Annotated in this window: 17 protein-coding genes and 1 pseudogene; 7 read left to right on the top strand and 11 right to left on the bottom strand. The window is 62.3% G+C overall.

Annotated features, from left to right (window positions below; translation table 11 throughout):
- Positions 1–28: 28 nt before the first annotated feature.
- The 4 genes from ppk2 to ACQZ5H_RS15265 form a co-directional block, all read right to left on the bottom strand.
- Positions 29–871: a polyphosphate kinase 2 gene (ppk2, locus tag ACQZ5H_RS15280; protein ID WP_112711155.1), complete on the bottom strand. Its 843-nt coding sequence runs from the start codon at positions 869–871 to the stop codon at positions 29–31.
- Positions 872–891: 20 nt separating this feature from the next.
- A complete protein-coding gene (locus ACQZ5H_RS15275) occupies positions 892–2,610 on the bottom strand; it encodes a SulP family inorganic anion transporter (protein WP_449098224.1) in 1,719 nt (572 codons plus the stop codon).
- 69 nt (positions 2,611–2,679) lie between these two features.
- Positions 2,680–3,837 carry an HlyD family secretion protein gene (locus ACQZ5H_RS15270; RefSeq protein ID WP_130281516.1) on the bottom strand — a complete coding sequence of 386 codons (1,158 nt, stop codon included), beginning with the start codon at positions 3,835–3,837 and terminating at the stop codon, positions 2,680–2,682.
- Positions 3,837–4,178 (bottom strand): DUF3302 domain-containing protein, encoded by a 342-nt coding sequence (locus tag ACQZ5H_RS15265; RefSeq protein ID WP_112711152.1) that lies wholly within the window; start codon positions 4,176–4,178, stop codon positions 3,837–3,839. The genes ACQZ5H_RS15270 and ACQZ5H_RS15265 overlap by 1 nt, the downstream gene beginning before the upstream one ends.
- A gap of 309 nt (positions 4,179–4,487) precedes the next feature.
- Here ACQZ5H_RS15265 and ACQZ5H_RS15260 point away from each other — a divergent pair, with 309 nt between their 5' ends.
- From ACQZ5H_RS15260 to ACQZ5H_RS15250, 3 genes and pseudogenes are all read left to right on the top strand, one after another.
- Positions 4,488–4,802 (top strand): hypothetical protein, encoded by a 315-nt coding sequence (locus ACQZ5H_RS15260; RefSeq protein WP_199628234.1) that lies wholly within the window; start codon positions 4,488–4,490, stop codon positions 4,800–4,802.
- 42 nt (positions 4,803–4,844) lie between these two features.
- Positions 4,845–6,212, top strand: coding sequence for a DUF3300 domain-containing protein (locus tag ACQZ5H_RS15255; RefSeq protein ID WP_449098223.1), 1,368 nt, complete (start codon positions 4,845–4,847; stop codon positions 6,210–6,212).
- A 26-nt stretch (positions 6,213–6,238) separates the two neighbouring features.
- Positions 6,239–7,176 (top strand): annotated as a pseudogene (locus tag ACQZ5H_RS15250) (DUF2950 family protein).
- Here the strand turns inward: ACQZ5H_RS15250 and ACQZ5H_RS15245 are convergent.
- Positions 7,166–7,672, bottom strand: coding sequence for a CYTH domain-containing protein (locus ACQZ5H_RS15245; protein WP_449098222.1), 507 nt, complete (start codon positions 7,670–7,672; stop codon positions 7,166–7,168). The pseudogene ACQZ5H_RS15250 and the gene ACQZ5H_RS15245 overlap by 11 nt on opposite strands.
- A 27-nt stretch (positions 7,673–7,699) precedes the next feature.
- A complete protein-coding gene (locus ACQZ5H_RS15240; protein ID WP_199628230.1) occupies positions 7,700–8,170 on the bottom strand; it encodes a hypothetical protein in 471 nt (156 codons plus the stop codon).
- A gap of 229 nt (positions 8,171–8,399) precedes the next feature.
- Here ACQZ5H_RS15240 and ACQZ5H_RS15235 point away from each other — a divergent pair, with 229 nt between their 5' ends.
- A complete protein-coding gene (locus ACQZ5H_RS15235) occupies positions 8,400–10,181 on the top strand; it encodes a hypothetical protein (RefSeq protein ID WP_449098221.1) in 1,782 nt (593 codons plus the stop codon).
- An 18-nt stretch (positions 10,182–10,199) separates the two neighbouring features.
- On the opposite strand, the gene ACQZ5H_RS15230 is transcribed toward ACQZ5H_RS15235, so the two are convergent.
- The 5 genes from ACQZ5H_RS15230 to ACQZ5H_RS15210 form a co-directional block, all read right to left on the bottom strand.
- Positions 10,200–10,781: an OmpA family protein gene (locus tag ACQZ5H_RS15230; protein ID WP_199628228.1), complete on the bottom strand. Its 582-nt coding sequence runs from the start codon at positions 10,779–10,781 to the stop codon at positions 10,200–10,202.
- Positions 10,782–10,785: 4 nt separating this feature from the next.
- Positions 10,786–11,208, bottom strand: coding sequence for a cysteine rich repeat-containing protein (locus tag ACQZ5H_RS15225; protein WP_203430611.1), 423 nt, complete (start codon positions 11,206–11,208; stop codon positions 10,786–10,788).
- A gap of 100 nt (positions 11,209–11,308) precedes the next feature.
- A complete protein-coding gene (locus ACQZ5H_RS15220) occupies positions 11,309–13,249 on the bottom strand; it encodes a mechanosensitive ion channel family protein (protein WP_449098220.1) in 1,941 nt (646 codons plus the stop codon).
- A gap of 10 nt (positions 13,250–13,259) precedes the next feature.
- Positions 13,260–14,474, bottom strand: a complete 1,215-nt coding sequence (locus ACQZ5H_RS15215) for an alpha/beta hydrolase (protein ID WP_449098219.1) — start codon at positions 14,472–14,474, stop codon at positions 13,260–13,262.
- 288 nt (positions 14,475–14,762) lie between these two features.
- Positions 14,763–15,122 (bottom strand): hypothetical protein, encoded by a 360-nt coding sequence (locus ACQZ5H_RS15210; protein ID WP_449098218.1) that lies wholly within the window; start codon positions 15,120–15,122, stop codon positions 14,763–14,765.
- Here ACQZ5H_RS15210 and ACQZ5H_RS15205 point away from each other — a divergent pair.
- The 3 genes from ACQZ5H_RS15205 to ACQZ5H_RS15195 all read left to right on the top strand — a co-directional run bounded on the left by ACQZ5H_RS15205 (position 15,093) and on the right by ACQZ5H_RS15195 (position 17,001).
- Positions 15,093–15,680, top strand: coding sequence for a hypothetical protein (locus ACQZ5H_RS15205; protein ID WP_449098217.1), 588 nt, complete (start codon positions 15,093–15,095; stop codon positions 15,678–15,680). The two genes, ACQZ5H_RS15210 and ACQZ5H_RS15205, sit on opposite strands and share 30 nt — an antisense overlap.
- 206 nt (positions 15,681–15,886) lie before the next feature.
- Positions 15,887–16,675 carry a DUF2092 domain-containing protein gene (locus ACQZ5H_RS15200; RefSeq protein WP_112711324.1) on the top strand — a complete coding sequence of 263 codons (789 nt, stop codon included), beginning with the start codon at positions 15,887–15,889 and terminating at the stop codon, positions 16,673–16,675.
- Positions 16,672–17,001, top strand: coding sequence for a hypothetical protein (locus ACQZ5H_RS15195; protein WP_449098216.1), 330 nt, complete (start codon positions 16,672–16,674; stop codon positions 16,999–17,001). Before ACQZ5H_RS15200 ends, ACQZ5H_RS15195 begins: the two co-directional genes overlap by 4 nt.
- Positions 17,002–17,011 lie beyond the last annotated feature (10 nt).

Raw genomic sequence — 17,011 nt, 5'->3', positions numbered from 1 at the left:
CGGTATCCGTCTATCCCCGGCCGGCTGCTTAAGCCGTCGTATCGGGCACGACATGGCGGACGCTGCGGTCTTCCATGAAGTCGGACGGACGCTTCTGCCGCTTGCCGAGATCGGGCTCGTCGAACTTCAGCCGCTCATAGGGGATCGACTGCAGAATATGCGAGATGCAGTTGATGCGCGCCCGCTTCTTGTCGTCGGAAGGTACGATCCACCAGGGCGCATGATTGGTGTCGGTCATGCGCAGCATTTCGTCATAGGCGCGTGTGTAGTCCCACCAGCGCTGATAGGATTCGACATCCATCGGGCTCAGCTTCCACTGCCGCATCGGATCGTCGATCCGGCGGCGGAAGCGGCGTTCCTGCTCTTCCTCGCTGACGGTCAGGAAATATTTGAGCAGGATGACCCCGCTTTCGACGATCGCGGCTTCGAAACGCGGTGCGAGTTCGAGGAAGCGTTGCGCCTTCTTGTCGCTGCAGAAACCCATGACCCGATCGACGCCGGCGCGGTTGTACCAGCTGCGGTCGAAGATCACGATCTCGCCGGCGGCCGGCAGATGGGCGATGTAGCGCTGCATGTAGATCTGCGATTTCTCGCGCTCGGTCGGTGCCGGCAGCGCCGTGACGCGGAAGACGCGCGGGCTGACCTTCTCGGTGATCCGCTTGATCATCCCGCCTTTGCCGGCAGCGTCGCGCCCCTCGAACACGATGACGATCCGGGCGCCGGATTTCTTCACCCAGGCCTGCAGATGCGCAAGCTCCACCTGCAGGCGGACGATTTCCTTGTCGTAGTCCCAGGCCTTCTTTTTCTTCTTCGCCTTGGTCTTGGGCGTTGCGTCGCCATTGGCCTCGGTTGGTTCGTAGTTCTCTTCCATGGCTCTCCCTCCTGGCGTGTTTAAGATGCGTTATGCGCGACTGCGGCCGGGCCGATCTGGTCGATGTCGCCGATCAGCGTCCGCAGAGCTTCTTCCCTGCCATTGAAAAGGTTCTCGGCACCGATCGCCTTGATCACCCCGGCGCGCTCCAGGATCGGCCGGCTGTCCTCGCTGAGATCGGCGATGGCGAAGGTGATGTTCCGCTTCTGGAGAAGCTCGGCCACGGCCTCCAGAGCGGTGGCGCCGGTGCTGTCGATCTGGCTGATCGCGCTGGCATCGAGCACCAGGCACCTGGTCTCCGGCGGAAGCTCCTTGATGACTGAGGTCAGCCGGATGCGGACATAGTCGGCATTGTAGAAAAGGATGCTCCCCTGCACCGCGAAGACCGCCGCACCCTCGACCGGGCGGGCTTCCGGATAGCGCTTGAGATCGAAGAAGCCGTGCCGGCCCTCGATGCGGCCGAGCAGGCCGTCGCGCGGAAACATGGTCTGGCGCAGCAGATAGACGAAGGTGGCGCCGACTGCGACGACGACGCCGTTCAGCACGCCGAAGCTGATCGCGCCCCACATGGCGATCAGCGCGAAGACGAACTCCATGCGGCTGATGCGCCAGATCTTCTTGAGCTCGTCGATATCGATGAGGCTGATCGCCGCCGTCGCTAGAATGGCGGCGAGCGCCGGGATCGGCAGGATGCGAAGGGCGCCGTGCAGGAAGACGAGTGCGGCAATCAGTGTCGCCGCGGAGACCAGGCCGGAGAGTTGCGAAACGCCGCCGGTCGACAGGTTGATCGCGGTACGGGAGTCCGAGACGCTGACCGGGAAAGAGCCGAAGAGCCCTGGTGCGATATTGGCAGCGCCGATACCGATCAGCTCCTGGTTAGCATCGACTTCTTCGCCGGTGCGCGATCCGAAGCTGCGGGCGGCGACGATGCCGGCGCCGAAGCTGACGAGAAAGATCGCGGCAGAACCGAGGATGATCTTGTCGAGCGGCATATGCTGGAAGGCGGGGATCGAGAAGGCGGGCAGCCCGCTCGGCAGATCGCCGACAACGGCGATGCCCCGGTCCTGGAAATCGAAAAGCGCCGAAAGGATGACGGATATCACGACGACCAGAACCGGGCCGGGAACACGCCAGCGGAAGGCCTTGACGATCCACAGCAGGGCAAACATCGCGACCCCGAGCAGCAGCGAGGGCCAGTGGATCCCGGCAACCTTCGCCGCGATCTCCAGCAACGGCGCAATCAATCCCTCCGATTCGATCTTCACGCCGGTGAAGCGGCCGATCTGCCCGACGAGGATCGAGAGCGAAACACCGGCAAAGAAGCCGACGAGAATGGGGCGCGAAAGGAAGCTTGCGAGAATGCCGAGCCGCAACAGCTTGGCGGCGATGCAGCAGATGCCGACGCCCAGCGCAAGCGCTGCGGCGATCGCGACCCGGTCCACTTCGGCTCCTGCCGGGGCTGCCGCGACGATCGTTCCCATCGCGGCGGCAAGCACGGTCATGGTCGCGGCATCTGGCCCGACGATGAGCAGGCGCGAGGGGCCGAAGATCGCATAGGCGATCGGTGCGACGATGCTGGCATAGATCCCGGTCTCGGGCGGTAGGCCTGCGATTGCGGGGTAGGCGATGGCGCTCGGCAGGCCGACGGCGGCGATCGACAGACCGGCCGGGATATCACTGCGCAACCAGTCCTTGTTGAAGCCGGTCAGGCCTCGCAACATCGGTAGACTGCCTATCACCGCCTGCTCCTATCGTTTCACTGCATCTCCGTTGTCTGCGGCCCGCCCATGCGCGAGCCGCCTTTTGCATCAATGTTCGAGGAACACGTAGTTCATCCAGGCGCTCATCCGCAGCAGAACCTTGCGGAGGATGGCGACGTGGTGCCAATAGTGCGTGTAGACGGCGACATCTGCGACGACGCCGCCAGGTAGCTGATATTGATCGGTATTTTCCAGGATCTCGATGCGTGCCAGCGTCTGGCCGGGCGCGACGCGTTCGGGCGCCTGCGGGTCGATCAGCGCGCCGCTCGGCTGCAATTGGCCCTGCGCCATGACGTCGATGACTTCCTGGACGCGCGCCTTGAAGATTTTGCCGGGCACGGCCTTGAACGACACCTCGGCATCATCGCCGACGCGCACGCGTTGCAGCGAGTTCTGGATGAAGGCCGCGGCAAGCATCCGGTCCTCGCTGTTGATGAACACCATGACCGGGCGAAGCGGCAGCGGATTGGCCATCATGCCCGGACGCAGGAAGACCTGGGTGACATAGCCATCCGTCGGTGCGCGCACCGTGGTCTGATCGAGCTCGTACTCGGCATTGTTGAGTTCCGCCTGAAGCCGGGCGACGGTCGGGTTCGTTCCGTCGATTTCTGCTTCATAGGCGAGCTTTGCCTGGGCGGCCTGGGCGCGGGCGGTGTCGACGGCTGCTTCTGCCGTCAGATAGATGCCACGGCGGTTTTCGACTTCGAGTTCGGAGTAAACCGCGCCGCGGCCGCTCGACTTCGAATTCTCGTTGGACTGCTGGAACTTCTCGAAGGCCTGCAACGACCGGTCGCGCGAGGCTTCGGCGCCGGTGACGGCCGCGTTCGCGGCGTCGAGTGCGGCCTTCAGCTGCAGAACGGTCTGTTTGGCTTCGGCAAGCGATGCCTTCTTCTGATCGACGGCGAACTGATAGGGCCGCGGGTCGATGCGGAAGAGGACATCGCCCTTCTTCAGCGGTACGTTCGGGGTCACGGGAACCTCGACGACCTGGCCGCCGACGACTGGAATGACCGGGGCCGAGGTGAAGTAGATGCGCCCGTCACTCGAATAGGGGTGGTTATAGCTCATCAGCAGCAACAGGCCGGAGATCAGGAACACGCCGCCGAGAACGGCGGTCGAGAGCGTCCACTGGTTTACCGGGATGCGGAAGATCTTGAAGATCGTCCAGCAGATCGCGGCATAGGTCAGGATGAGGAGCAGATCCATCAGGCATTCTCCCTCTGCGGCGTCTGTCCCTCGAGCTCGGCGATGCGGGCGTGCAGACGGGCGATTTCGGCATTTGCCTCGGCCTCGGCCGAGAGCTTTCCATCCTGGCGGATGCCCCAGCCGCGATCCTCGCGATAGAGCGTTGCCCATATGAAGAGGAACGGCCAGATGGCGTGCAGCGTGAAGAGGCTCACCCAGCCAGCGACATGGATTGCATCCTGATGCGGATGATTGCGTGATTTTGCGATGAGATGCGGAATGTCATGGATCGCGATCACCGCATAGAAAAGGGTGATGACCACGAAGACCAGGACCCCCAGGGCAAAATAGTCGAGAAACACGGCTCCTCCCTCCGGCTGGTCTGAACGAGCCGTTTTGATCGCTATTCGACAGACGGATGTTAGACCCGTTTTACCGGTGAGGCCTGTAGCATCGCGTAATCTCTATCGGCGCGATCAGGACGGGCGGACAGGCGAGAGCAGTCCCGGCTGTAGGGGCGAGCGGGGACGGCGCGTTTCTCTGCCAGGTAGGATTGAATTCAAAGGCTTTTTCGAAACCAGTCGCCGTAGGATCACGTATTTTACGTCTGCCGCCGAGCCGGTTGCTATATATTTCACATGTCTGCTTGGCGCAGTTCGGCGGGGGCGGAGATGGTGTCGGGAGAGGGTGGTTCTGCATATTTGTCGGCGCTGGAGGCGGCAGAGGTTTACTTCCCCGACCAGAAGCGGCTCGTGCAGCGGCTTTTTTACGTGAACGAAGCCTTCCACAGCATGTGCGAGGATCTCGCCGCTGCGGCACAGGCCATGGCGACGACAGACCGGCTTCCCGAGACGCTCCGTGATGCACGGCAGCTGGAATATGCGGGTCTCGTCGATGCGCTGTTGAAGGAGATGGGCGAGGCCATCGCCCAGTCGAAGATCGTCGTCCTCCGGCAATCGCCGGAGAACGGCCGGAAATCGCCTTGAGCGTGCCTGCCATTCAATAAATCCAAGGGAGGTCTTTGAGCGATGAAAGCAATTTCCCGCAAACTGCTCAGCGGATTGTCCGTTATCGCGATCATCGCGTTGCACCCAGCCATTCCCGCTTATGCGCAGGCTGCCAAGCCGGCCGCAGCACCGGCGCAGACGGCGACGGCCGAAGCCCCGGCGGCGCTGCTGACCGACGACCAGCTCGAAGTGCTGGTGGCGCGGATCGCCCTCTATCCCGATGAACTCGTCGCGGCCATATCATCCGCCTCGCTCTTCCCACTGCAGATCATCGAGGCGCAGCGCTTCCTAGACGCAAAAAAGAAGAATGCCGATCTCAAGCCGAAGAGCGATTGGGACGGCAGCGTCATCTCGCTCCTGAATTATCCCGAGATCGTCAAGATGATGAGCGACGATCTCGACTGGACCCAGTCGCTCGCCGATGCGCTAACGAACCAGCAGAAGGACGTCCTGATCGCCATCCAGCAGCTTCGCGACGAGGCGGTGGCGAAGAACATCATCAAGACTGATGACAAGCTGACGGTCGTTACCGAAAACGACAACATCATCATCCGCCCGATCAATCCGGAAAAAATCTACATTCCGCAATATCCGCCGGAAATGCTCTATGAGCCGGCCTATGTTTCACAGCCGATCTCCTACTATCCGGAATCCTACGACAACTATTATTACCCGGGAGCAGTCTTCTTCGCAGGCGCCGTGACAGGTCTCGCCTGGGCGGCGATCGTCAACTGGGATGATTGGGGCGTATGGGGCGGCCGGTGGAACGGCGATGTCGATATCGATTGCAACAATTGCTTTAACGACCGGAACTTCAACGGAAAGCTGAAGTGGAATGATGTCGACTGGACGAAGGTTGATCGCAGCAAGCTGAATATCAACAGGGATCAACTGGCGAAGATCGATCGTTCGGCCATTAAATCGGGTTTGCAGGGCGACAATCGCAACCAGTTGCGTAATCGCGCGTCCGATCTCAAGGCGAGCCAGCTGCCCGCCAACCGCGCCATGTCTGCACGCGCAGACGACATCCGCAAGGGAACGGCGCAGGGGCTGAAGGACCGGCCGCAACCGAAGGCTGGCGCCGGCAACCGGCAGAACGCTGCGGCCCGGCCTGACAACCGCCCGCAGAACTCCGCCAACCGGCCAAACAAACCTGCGCAGAAGGGGGCGGCGAAGAGGCCGAACAAGCCGCAGATGGCGGCGCGGCCCGACAACCGCGCACGCCAGCAAAGCGCGCTCGGCAATGTCCAGTCCGGCCGGCGCGAGGCCGTCGCCTCCAAGCGCGGCGGACAGAGCATGGGCGGGCATCGCCCGCAATCGCGGCCTGCGCAGCACAGGCGTCCGCCTGCCCATCGCGGCGGTGGTGGCGGTGGCGGCCGGCGCCGCTGAGACCCTTTCAACCCGGGAGTTACATCATGAAACGTCGTTCGACCGTAATTCCGCTCATCCTTGCGACGGCGCTGGGCGCACTGCCAGCCGCGCCGGCGCACGCGCAATCCAATAGTGATTTCGCCGAATACCGGGCAACATCGCCGCAACAGACCTTCGACACACCCGAGCTGGCGCTGGACCGGCTGAAGGCGGTGCTCGCCTCCAACAATATCGACGATCTCGCCAACTTGCTGGGCCTCAAGGCCGACAAGCTGCGTGCCAATAACGCGGCAATGATTGCCTATGGGCTGATCCGCGAAGGCGCCGAGCGGCAGGTTACGATGCGCGATTTCGAAGGCATGAAGGTCGTTACGATCGGAGACCGGCTCTGGCCGCTGCCGTTTCCGCTGACTGAGAACAAGGACGGCAAATGGGCTTTCGATACAAAGCGCGGCCTTGAGGAGATCGTCAATCGCCGTGTCGGCGAAAACGAGCTCGCGACCATCGATACGATGCGGGAATATGTGGCGGCCCAGTATCAATACGTCTCGGAGACCGCGACGGCGACGGTATCCAGGAATTTGCCCGCAAGCTGATCAGCAGCCCCGGCAAGCTCGACGGTCTCTATTGGGATCCGAATGTCTATCCCGAGGAAAGCCCGGCAAGCGCTCTCGTCGAGAACGCCGCCTTTGGCGCTGCCAAGCGCGGGGAGGGCTATTTCGGTTACCGCTACCGGATCCTGACGGGCCAGGGCGACAATGTGCTCGGCGGCAAGCAGAGCTATATCGTCAACGGCTATATGACCGGTGGCTTCGCACTGATCGCCTGGCCGGTCAAATACCGGGTGACGGGTGTCCAGACCTTCATGGTCAATGCGATGAACGTCATCTATCAGCGTGATCTCGGTCCGAAGACCGAAGAGCGGGCGGCGGCGATCAAGGATTTCAATCCGGACGCCAACTGGAGCGTCGTCAACGACTGATATCAGCGGCGGCGGCATGGCCCTGCGTTGGCGGAGGAATCCGCAGCGCAGCGGCCATGGCGCGGTTGGAATAGCGCTTCTTGCCCGTCACTTCCCGCCCCAGCCATTGCGGCAGATTGGGGCAATCTTCCTCACTCGCCATTTCGACCTCGGCAAGCGTCAGCCCCTTGTAAGGGCCGCCGAAGACATCGACGTACCAATTTCTGCCGTCGTGGAGAACGTGGTAGCGGGTTTTCTCCAGCACATGGCCGGCCTTGGTGAGCAGGTCGATCGCCTCGTCGACGGGGATCTCATATTCATATTCCTGCTTGGTGAAGCCGACGCTGCGGAACTTAATGGTCAGCAGCGCCGAGGTGCCGTCGATGAGACGGACGCGGACGGTGGTCTGGTCGCGGCGGGAAAGATAGACCTGCTGAAAGACATGCGGATCGGCGGCGCAGGAGCGCCAGCCGTCATTGCGGACCAGGAACTTTCGCTCGATCTCGGTCAGTTTCAACGTGTCAATCCTTCGTCGATGCCTGCTTTACTCCTCGACAGGCGGTTCCCAGGTGAGGAAGAAGCCGACGTCTCCCGGCATGCCGTCGGGGAAATTGATGATCATCGCTTTCAGGCCGTAGCCCTGCGGCTTGGCAACCTCTTCGAAGAGCTCGTGCAGCTCCTTGGCGCGGCCCTGCAGCGTCTTCTGCCAGCCGGGGAGGTTGTTGTTGATCGCCCGGCCGCTGTCGGTGCAGAAGGTCGATGGGAAGCTGTAGATCAGCGCCTCGTATTTGCCGTCCGCCGCCGCCTTCATCACCAGCCGCTTGATGACGGCCCGCTCGGTTTCCCCGATATGCTTGCGGAAGAAATCCTCGACGAATTCGGCATGTTTCTTGGCTTCGCGCGCCTTGATCTTGTCGTTGCGCTCCATTTCCAGAAGCTGCAGTTCGAGCGCGCGTTTGCGCAGCTCCTCGGCGCTAGCCATGGGTTTGGATGTGGACGTTTCAGGTGCTGTCATCGCCATCTCCTCCAGAGTGTCAGGAAGATGATAAGGCGCGGGGAGAAGCGAGGGCAGTAAGATACTGTAGCCTACGTTTGGGCCGCCGAATTGCACCGCATGTGCCTACACATTCGGGTTATTAAGAGTAATCTGATTTAATATTTCTCCTGCGTTGCCGCGGCCACAACTTGGGATTATCGTTGCGCATCAAGCTGCAGATTGTACGGAATCGGAGGCTGGGGAGCCGATGGCGAGTGCAAGTGTTGACAGCGCTACCAGCAGTATTCCGGCCGAGGGTGAGGTACGGGAGCAGCTTGAGCGCATTTTGCTGAGCCCGGAATTCCGTCTTCCCGAGCGGACGAGACGGTTTCTCGAATTCGTCGTGGCCGAAACGCTGGCCGGGCGGCGCGATTATCTCAAGGCTTTCACCATTGCCCAGGCCGTCTTCGGCCGTGATGCGAATTTCGACGCGCAGCAGGACCCCTGCGTGCGCATCGAGGCCGGCCGGCTGAGGCGGGAGCTCGAGCACTATTACCTGACGGATGGCAGCGCAGATCGGGTGATCATCACCGTTCCCCGGGGTGGATATGCACCGGTCTTCGACGTCAGGCAGGAGGCTGCGGATGAGGATGCGGAGCCCGCCCGCGCGTCCTTCTCGGGAGATGATGGTCGGCAGGAAAAATGGGTCCGGCGCGGTCTCAGCAGCGGCATTGCCGATCAGAACTGGCCGCTTGCCCGCTACTGGTTCGTCGCCGGAGGGGCGCTGCTGGTTCTCGTCGCTGCATCGGCCATGCTGCATGGCTGGGAGTTCGGCGGCGGCGCGCCAGCGGCGGCCGTGAACCACGCGACCATTCTGGTCGAGCCGTTCGAAAGCACCTCGGAAGGTAGGCTTGCCTCCGATATATCGCGGGGCATCACCGACGATGTCATCGAGAAGCTGGTTCCCTTCAACGACATCGTCGTCATTGCCGCCCTGCCGAAAAGCAGGAGCGGTCAGGCCGCGGCCGAGCCGCTCTATGCGCTGCAGGGCAGCGTCCGGCTCGAGGGCAGCACGCTGCGCTCGACGGCGCGGCTGATGCGGCGCGCCGATGGGGCCGTCATCTGGGCGAATAACTACGATGCCGATATGAAGGTGCAGGGCATCCTGAAGACCCAGGCCAGCCTCGCCGACGATATCGTGACCGCGGTGGCGCGGCCCTTCGGGGTCATGTTCCAGACAAATGCCGCCAGTATCGCCGGAAGCACCGATGCGTTCTCCTGCACATTGTCCTATTACAGCTATCGCACTGAATTGACGCTTGCGGCCCATGACGCAACGAAAGCCTGCCTGCAGCAAGCCATCGAAAAGGCACCGGAGAGCTCAAACGCGGCGGCGTTTCTGTCGCTCACCTATCTCGACGAGTTCCGCTTTCCCTACCAGCTGAACACCAAGCCAGATGCTGAGACGCTGAAGCTCGCCAAGGATCTCGCCCAACGCGCCGTGCAGCTGGACCCGAAGAATGCGCGTGCTCTCCAGGCGCTGATGCTTGCGGACTTCTTTGAAAACGATAATGCCGGGGCCATGCGGGCGGGGGCGGCGGCCTATGCCATCAATCCCAACGATACCGAGGTTGCCGGCGAATACGGCGTGCGCCTGTCGATGTCCGGAGAATGGGACAAGGGCTGCGCACTGGTGTCGGAAGCCGTCAGCAAGAATGCCGGACCGCGCGGCTATTACGAGGTCGGGATGGCGCTTTGCGCTTTCATGCGCGGTGATACGCAGGCGGCCGAGCTCTGGTCGCGCATGTCCGATCTCGATTACAATCCAATGCACCGTCTGGTGCTGCTCGCCATTCTCGGCACGCTCGGAAAGAAGGATGAGGCGGCAACGCAGCTCACCTGGCTCAAGACCCGCTCGCCGGCTCTCATTCCAAACGTCAGGCGCGAGATCGGCCGGCGTCTGGCACGGCCCGAGGATCAGGAACGTTTCTTCGCCGGCCTCGCGGCCGCCGGCCTGCCGCTGGACGACAGGCAGGTGACCGAGAAGTAGAGCTCTAGCGGGCCGTGATCAGGATTTGCTCTTGAAGACGCCGAGATTGATCAGCTGCACACGGCGGTTGTTCGATGCCGCGGTATCGCTGCCTTCGATCGGCAGGTACTCGCCGACCCCGATCGCATAGAGCCGCTGCGGATCGACCGCGAAGGTCGTCGAGAGTGCTTCCTTGATCGCCGCCGCCCGCTGCTCGCTAAGTTCGAGATTGTGCTTCTCATCGCCCGTCGAGCTCGCATGGCCGACCACGAGGAACTTGTAGGCCCACAGGTTCGGATGATGCAGCGCATCGGCGATCAGGCCGAGAGTGCGGTAGGACTGCGGCTGGATGGCAACGGAGTCGTTCTCGAAATTGATCTCCACCACCATCTGCGGCAGCTTGGCGATCCGCTTCCAGTTCGGAAGCTCCGCCATCGGCTTGTGTCCGCCGTTGATCGCCTCCTGCCGCAGAATTTCGAGATCGATCGCCGGGGCGGCGGCGGTCAGCTTGCCGAGACCCTTGACGATCCGCTCCTGCGAGACCTCCTGTGCGGAGGCGGTGCCTGAGAGCAGCAGCCCGGCGGCGAAGAGCAGCATGGTTCTGGAAATGCTGTGTCTCATGGCTTTATCTCCAACCTGCATCGGTGATGACCTGATTGCATTCCTTGCTGACGCGCGGCTCCTTCTTCACGAGGCAGGCGAGCACGAAGCCGTCACCCTTGATGCCCGAGCAGCTCTTCGACATGTCACGCTGGCAGACCTGCCGGTAGGCGGTCTGCGCGTGTTCGCGCTGGGTGATCGACTGGAAGACGGTCGCCAGTGACGCCTTGCAGGTCGGCGATACCTTGTCTGCATTCTGCTGCAGGCAATCGGCAATGCGCCCGCCGCCGAGATTCAGCCCCTTACAGAGTTTCTGGATATCCTTGCCGCAATCATCGGCAAGCTTGGTCACGGCATCCGCGTAGCTCAGCGTCTGTGCTGAGACCGTTGCGGCAAAGATCATCGGCATGCAGGCAACTGCCGCCAATAACAATCGGCGTTTCAACATGTTGGTTCTCCCTCGCTCTGACTTCCGTCACGGCAAAAGTCGCACGAAGCGGCGCTGCGGGGGACGTATAATACGGTAGCGAACAGCTGCGTTTACGGGCTCATTTCGCCGGGGTGGCCGCAGCCTGCTGGGCCCTGAGCGCCTGGGCGGCGGCTGCGCCTCCTCCCTTGTCGTCGCCGCCGACCTGCACCATCGGCTGGGCAAACGAGATGTCGTTGGCGAGGAAGACCTCGCGGATCTTGGCGTAGGCCTTGCGGCGGATATAGGTCTGCATGCCCGGTACCGTTGTCATCGCGAAGCTCAGGACGATGCCGTAATCGGCAAACTGTTCGACGCCCTTCATCTTCAACGGCTCGATGAAGAGCTTTCCGAGTTCGGGATCCTCCTTCAAGTCCGCGCCGACTTTCTTGGTGAGCTTGCGCGCCTTTTCGATATCGGTGTCGAAGCCGACGGTGATCCTGAACTTGTCGATCACCCAGTCGCGGCTCATGTTTTCGACCGCGCCGAGTTCGCCGAAGGGGACGGTGAAGACGGGCCCGCGATGGTGGCGCAGGCGCACCGAGCGCAGGCTGAAGCCTTCGACTGTTCCTTTGTAATCTTTGGCCTGGATATATTCGCCGACGCGGAAGGCATCGTCGAGCATGTAGAAGACGCCGCTGATGACATCCTTCACCAGCGTCTGCGAGCCGAAGCCGATGGCGACGCCGAAGATACCGGCGCCGGCGATCAGTGGAGCGATCTGCACGCCCATCTGCGACAGCACGATGAGACCGGCCATGACGGCGACGATGACCGCGAGCGCATTGCGGAAGATCGGCAGAAGAGTGCGGAAGCGTGCCCGCCGCGCCGCATCCGCCGGGGCGAGCGATGTCGTATCGGTCGAGACACGGATCGTCCGGTCGATCCAGCCTCTGGCCAGCTGCCAGAGAAAATCGGCGACGACGATGATCAGGATGCTCTTCAATGCGCCATAGAACAGGGCGGCGAAGATCGGATCGCGGCGCCCCAGCGTATCGGGATTGAATTGCCAGACGAGCACCAGCCAGCCGACGGCGAGCGCAATGGCGATCGCGCGTGCGCCGCGCACGACGATGATGCCCTGAAGACTGCTGAGATCGCTGACGAAGGAACCGGCGATGCGGCCGACGGTGTTCAGCGCGGACGGCAGAGCAAGCGCATAGACGCCGATCCAAAAGAGGCCGCGCATGTTCACGCACCAGATCAGCCAGAGTAGGACGAGAAATGCGGCGAGGGCGGTCTTTCGCGACAGGGTCTTGCCGGAGGTCGACCAGAGGGCTTCGATCGCCAGAAGCAGAACGACGGCCGAGAAGCAGTAACTGATGGCATCGGTGACCGGGGCCGAGACGCCGAGCGGCTCGCCGAGCGCGGCGATCGAAATCGCAAGGCAGAGAACCCCGGCAATGAACGTCAGCCGTCTGCGCAGGGCAGGCGTCGAGGCGGCGGCAAGCAGAACGGCAACGACGCGGAAGACGACGAAAGCGGAGAGAAAGGCAAGCAGCGAAATGCGCGCCAGCGGCGGCCAGTCGACGGCAAAGAAGACGATTGCCATCGCCGCCGTGAAGATGCCGATCGGGATCAGCCGGCCAATCAGCGTTTCGCGACGGACGGCGAGTTTGCGGTAGACGCCTTCGGCGATCAGGCCAAGGCCGACGAGGCCGCCGAAGATGACGAAGACGGGGGCATAGCCGCGGCTCGTCGCATCCTGCCGGACACGGAGGATGGTGGCTCCGATCTCTGTCGGAATATTCGGGATTGCCGTCAGTATTTCATGGACACGGCCACGTGCCGCGGCCTCCCATTTTGCCAAGGGCGAGCTTTCTGCCGCCGGCGCCGGCTTTGCTGCCGGGGGCGCCGCGGCGGCCCTGGTATCGAGCCAGGCCCTGATGTCGGGGTCCTGCAACAGGCGCACGAGGTCGTCGATCTTCTGTTGCGAAGCGGCAGGAGCAGCAGGCGCAGGGGTTTGCGCCAAGGCGCCGAAGGCGAGGAAAAATGCGGCGGCGAGAGACAGAAACCATCTCATGATGACATCCCTACTGCGTCAGCGTCTGTGGTTCCAGATCGCCGCTCAGCGTCTGGTCGGCTGCCTTCTTCTTGGCGCGGTGCGGCTGGTCGACGATAATCGCGGGCGCCGCGACGGCCGTTGCGGCGACCGTGCCGATATTCGATACCGTGCCGCCGACGACTGCGGTGATGCCTTCACCGAGCGACACGTTGGAATCCGTCAGCGTCTGTCCGGTCATCAGCCGCTGGCCGATGAGCTGGACGATCTCCGGGCTTTCCGCGAACTTGCCGTGATTGAGGCCGTCTCCGCTTTTCACCTTGGTCAGGTCGATGGCGGTAATGCCGGCTTCCTCAAGCTTCGAGCGGTATGGCTCCTCGGCCGGGTTGATCGCGCCGAGACGGGAGACGCGGCCGGTTATGAAACTGGAGATCGCCAGCGCCTTGTCGTCCTGCGAGACGAAGATCGTCAGCTTCGGACGCGGCGCGCCGCCCATCTCCACATACTGCTTGGCGAAGACCTGGATATCGATATCGGGTGAGGCGAGGATGACATTGTGGATCTTCGAATTCACATGGCCGTCGCGGATCCCCATCTGGCGTAGAGATTCCATCGCAAGCCAGGAGCCCATCGAATGGGCCATGACGGTGATGTCCTTCACATTCGGGTCCGCGGCCAGCGTGCGCAGCGCCTGCTCAAGGCCGGTGCGCGAATAGTTGGTGCTTTCCTTGTCATATTGATAGGCGGTGATCTCTGCGCGCGAGGGCCAGGTGAAGAGCACCGGCACCGCATTCATCTTGCTGTCGTGGACGATCTGCGCCAACCGGAAGACGGAATCCTCATAGGTATTGTTGAAGCCGTGGATGAAGACCAGCGCATGGCCACCCTTCGTATGCTGGCTGAACCACGCCCGCCCCTGAGCGATGGTATCGATCTGCGAGACATGGGTGACGGCAAACTCAGTTGCCGGATTGGGCGGCAGCCGCTTCGGCCATTCGACGGTACCCGCCTCGCGCTTCGCCGGGATCGAGACGGTGATCTGCGTCAGATAGGGCTTCGGGCTGCGCTCGCCGTTGAAGAGCGTGGCGGGGTCGCCGGATGGCTGGCGTGTCGTCGCCACCAGCATCTCCACCTTCGATGGCACGGGGGCCACCGTCGAGGCCGCGACCGGCACCATGACGCCATCAGGATGCCCGCAACCCGTCAGCAACAGGAGAAGGAGAATAGGGGCAACGCGTTTTACCATCTGCACATTCCGGCTGCTGCTCGAAGGGATGTCCTGGAGGCGAACGCTAGCAGTTGGTGTCGGCTGGGGCCTGTAGCATCATGTAATATCTGTAAGGACGGCTGCCCCTTTTGATGCGGCCGGCGCTTCATATGGCGGACTTTCCTGAGACCCGCCCCGGCCTTGCCTCCGGCGGCGGCCGGTATTTCTTGTCTTCAAGAAAACAGGCTGCCGATGAATATACGCCTTGTAATTGTCAGAAAAATTCACGCCTTCACAAGCTTTCCGATAGTATCTGTTTGTGCTAATTTAAAATAATAGAAGATAGACTTGAGGCGTGGTTTCTGATTGTCCGGCCTGCGTTATTTCCTTGGTCTGCCACGTTTCTGCATATTCCGGAAAGTTCTTCCTTGGGGGGAGGTAACGATGGGAAAATTTGCGGCCTTTCGGGCGATAATTCTGTATGAAAAATCCGGTTTTCGGCCGGTGAGGCTGGCGGCCCTGGCGCTTGCGGGCGCCTTGTGCCTTCCAGTGATCGCCGCCCACGCGCAGCAGCCGACGGATGCGCAGCGGAACGCCATCCGCTCGGCCTGCCGGTCGGATTTCATCGCGCAATGCTCGGGTGTAACGCCCGGAGGCATGGAGGCGCTGAACTGTCTGCAGCAGCATGACGCGTCGCTTTCCAAAGCTTGCCGGGATGCGATCTCGGCGCTCGGCGGCAAGAAGAAATCGAGCGACGCTGCGCCGGCGCAGACACCCGCGGCTCAGCCAACGGCCGCTGCAGCAGCGCCTGCCGCTCCGCCGAAACCAGCGGGACAGCCGACGGCGGCGCAGCGGGACGCGGTCAAATCAGCCTGCCGTTCGGATTTCATGGCGCAGTGCTCGGGCGTGACACCCGGCGGGTCGCAGGCGCTTGCCTGCCTTCAACAGCACAATGCGGCGCTCTCGCCATCCTGCCAGGCGGCGGTCGGCGCGCTCGGCGGTGGCGGATCCGCGCCCGCGGCCAATACCGCCAAGACGGCCGGTGGCGGCGCGCCCGCGGCGATGCCGATGGCGTCGTTTACACCGCGCGAAGAACTGATCGTCATGCGCCGTACCTGCGGTCCGGATTTCCGGGCGTATTGCCGATCGGTGATGCTCGGCGGTGGCCGCGGGGTGAATTGCCTGCGCGAGAATTTTCAGCGCCTGTCGCCGACCTGCCAGCATGTCCTGACCAACGGTCTCTAGCTACGCTGCCTAATGTCTCCATCCGCTTCGAGGGGAGGCGGAGCGGAGGTTCATCCCTGATCCATGATCCCCGCTCATCGCGCGGCGCGTTTCCGCCGCGCTTTCGCCTGCCGAAAATTCTGCATGCCGGAGCGCCACGGAAGGCGTCTCCGATCCGCGCTGCGGATGCTCGATGAAACAACAAGACCCAAATGGAAGGCATTGCCATGTCATCGGTTTCTCCCATCGGAAAGCTTGCACGTCTCGTCGTCTATGGCTCGCTCGCGGCCTGCCTGATCCTGCCCAAACCGGCGGCCGCGGATGATGCAGAGGCCATTCTGAAGGCCATGTCGGATTATCTCGCGGCGCAGAAGACGATGTCCTTCACCTATCAGTCGGCGGTCGAGGCCGTCACGCCCGACTTCGAGAAGCTGCAATTCGTCAGCTCCGGTACCGCCAGTTTGTCACGGCCGGACAAGCTGCGGGTGACGCGAACCGGCGGCTTTGCCGATGTCGATGTCAGTTTCGATGGCTCGACGCTGACGGTGCACGGCAAGAACCTCGATGCTTACGCGTCGATCGAGGCGAAGGGGTCGGTGGACGAGTTGCTCGACCGGCTGATTGGCGCCGGAATGGAGGCGCCCGGCGCCGATCTCCTGGCAGCGAACGCCTTCAACCTGCTGATGACGGATGTGACTTCGGCGAAGCATGTTTCCAGCGCCTATGTCGGCGGTGTCGAGTGCGAATATCTGACCTTCCGCACACCGGAGATCGACTGGCAGATCTGGATCCAGTCCGGCGACAAGCCGATCCCGCGCCGCTACGTCATCACCAGCAAGCATGTCGGCCAGGCGCCGCAATACACGCTTGAGATCAGCGATTTCAAGACCGGCTCCGAGGTCGCCAATGCTTCCTACAAGATCGAGATTCCAGCCAACGCCAAGAAGGTGGATCTGAGCGAGCTGCAATCGCTCGACGAGCTGCCTGCGCCCACCCAGCCTGGAGAAGTCAAATGAGATACGTCAAACCTTTCCTTCTCGCTGCGCTGAGCGGCGCATTCCTCTTCGCCGAAGCCGATGTCAAACCGGCTCGATGGATGCCTGTGTCGGTCGAGTTCGCGACACCCGCCGGAGCCGTGATCGGCCGGCCGCTGACGCCGCTCTCCTATGCTGGCGTTGCGCGGCGCACGACGCGCCGCACCGTCATGTGGACGACGACCACGATTGCGGTTCTTCCGGCTGGGTGCGTCTATGGCGCCTACTATGGTGGCTATTACTACCGGTGCGGCTCCGGCTATTACGCCAAGAGCGGCGGCGTCTATGTGCGCGTCGTCGTGCAATAGGCGGCGCTGA

The sequence above is a fragment of the Rhizobium sp. 21-4511-3d genome (assembly GCF_053522545.1).
This window is presented reverse-complemented; position numbering and strand designations above follow the sequence as displayed.

Bases quoted from the DNA above. Each gene is read 5' to 3' on its own strand.
- ACQZ5H_RS15240 (WP_199628230.1), bottom strand. From the start codon at position 8,170: ATGACAGCACCTGAAACGTCCACATCCAAACCCATGGCTAGCGCCGAG.
- ACQZ5H_RS15255 (WP_449098223.1), top strand. From the start codon at position 4,845: ATGAAAGCAATTTCCCGCAAACTGCTCAGCGGATTGTCCGTTATCGCG.
- ACQZ5H_RS15200 (WP_112711324.1), top strand. From the start codon at position 15,887: ATGTCATCGGTTTCTCCCATCGGAAAGCTTGCACGTCTCGTCGTCTAT.
- ACQZ5H_RS15210 (WP_449098218.1), bottom strand. From the start codon at position 15,122: ATGCTGCTGCAGACAGTTCAGCGCCTCCATGCCTCCGGGCGTTACACC.
- ppk2 (WP_112711155.1), bottom strand. From the start codon at position 871: ATGGAAGAGAACTACGAACCAACCGAGGCCAATGGCGACGCAACGCCC.
- ACQZ5H_RS15230 (WP_199628228.1), bottom strand. From the start codon at position 10,781: ATGAGACACAGCATTTCCAGAACCATGCTGCTCTTCGCCGCCGGGCTG.
- ACQZ5H_RS15215 (WP_449098219.1), bottom strand. From the start codon at position 14,474: ATGGTAAAACGCGTTGCCCCTATTCTCCTTCTCCTGTTGCTGACGGGT.
- ACQZ5H_RS15205 (WP_449098217.1), top strand. From the start codon at position 15,093: ATGGAGGCGCTGAACTGTCTGCAGCAGCATGACGCGTCGCTTTCCAAA.
- ACQZ5H_RS15260 (WP_199628234.1), top strand. From the start codon at position 4,488: ATGGTGTCGGGAGAGGGTGGTTCTGCATATTTGTCGGCGCTGGAGGCG.
- ACQZ5H_RS15235 (WP_449098221.1), top strand. From the start codon at position 8,400: ATGGCGAGTGCAAGTGTTGACAGCGCTACCAGCAGTATTCCGGCCGAG.
- ACQZ5H_RS15220 (WP_449098220.1), bottom strand. From the start codon at position 13,249: ATGAGATGGTTTCTGTCTCTCGCCGCCGCATTTTTCCTCGCCTTCGGC.
- ACQZ5H_RS15195 (WP_449098216.1), top strand. From the start codon at position 16,672: ATGAGATACGTCAAACCTTTCCTTCTCGCTGCGCTGAGCGGCGCATTC.
- ACQZ5H_RS15225 (WP_203430611.1), bottom strand. From the start codon at position 11,208: ATGTTGAAACGCCGATTGTTATTGGCGGCAGTTGCCTGCATGCCGATG.
- ACQZ5H_RS15270 (WP_130281516.1), bottom strand. From the start codon at position 3,837: ATGGATCTGCTCCTCATCCTGACCTATGCCGCGATCTGCTGGACGATC.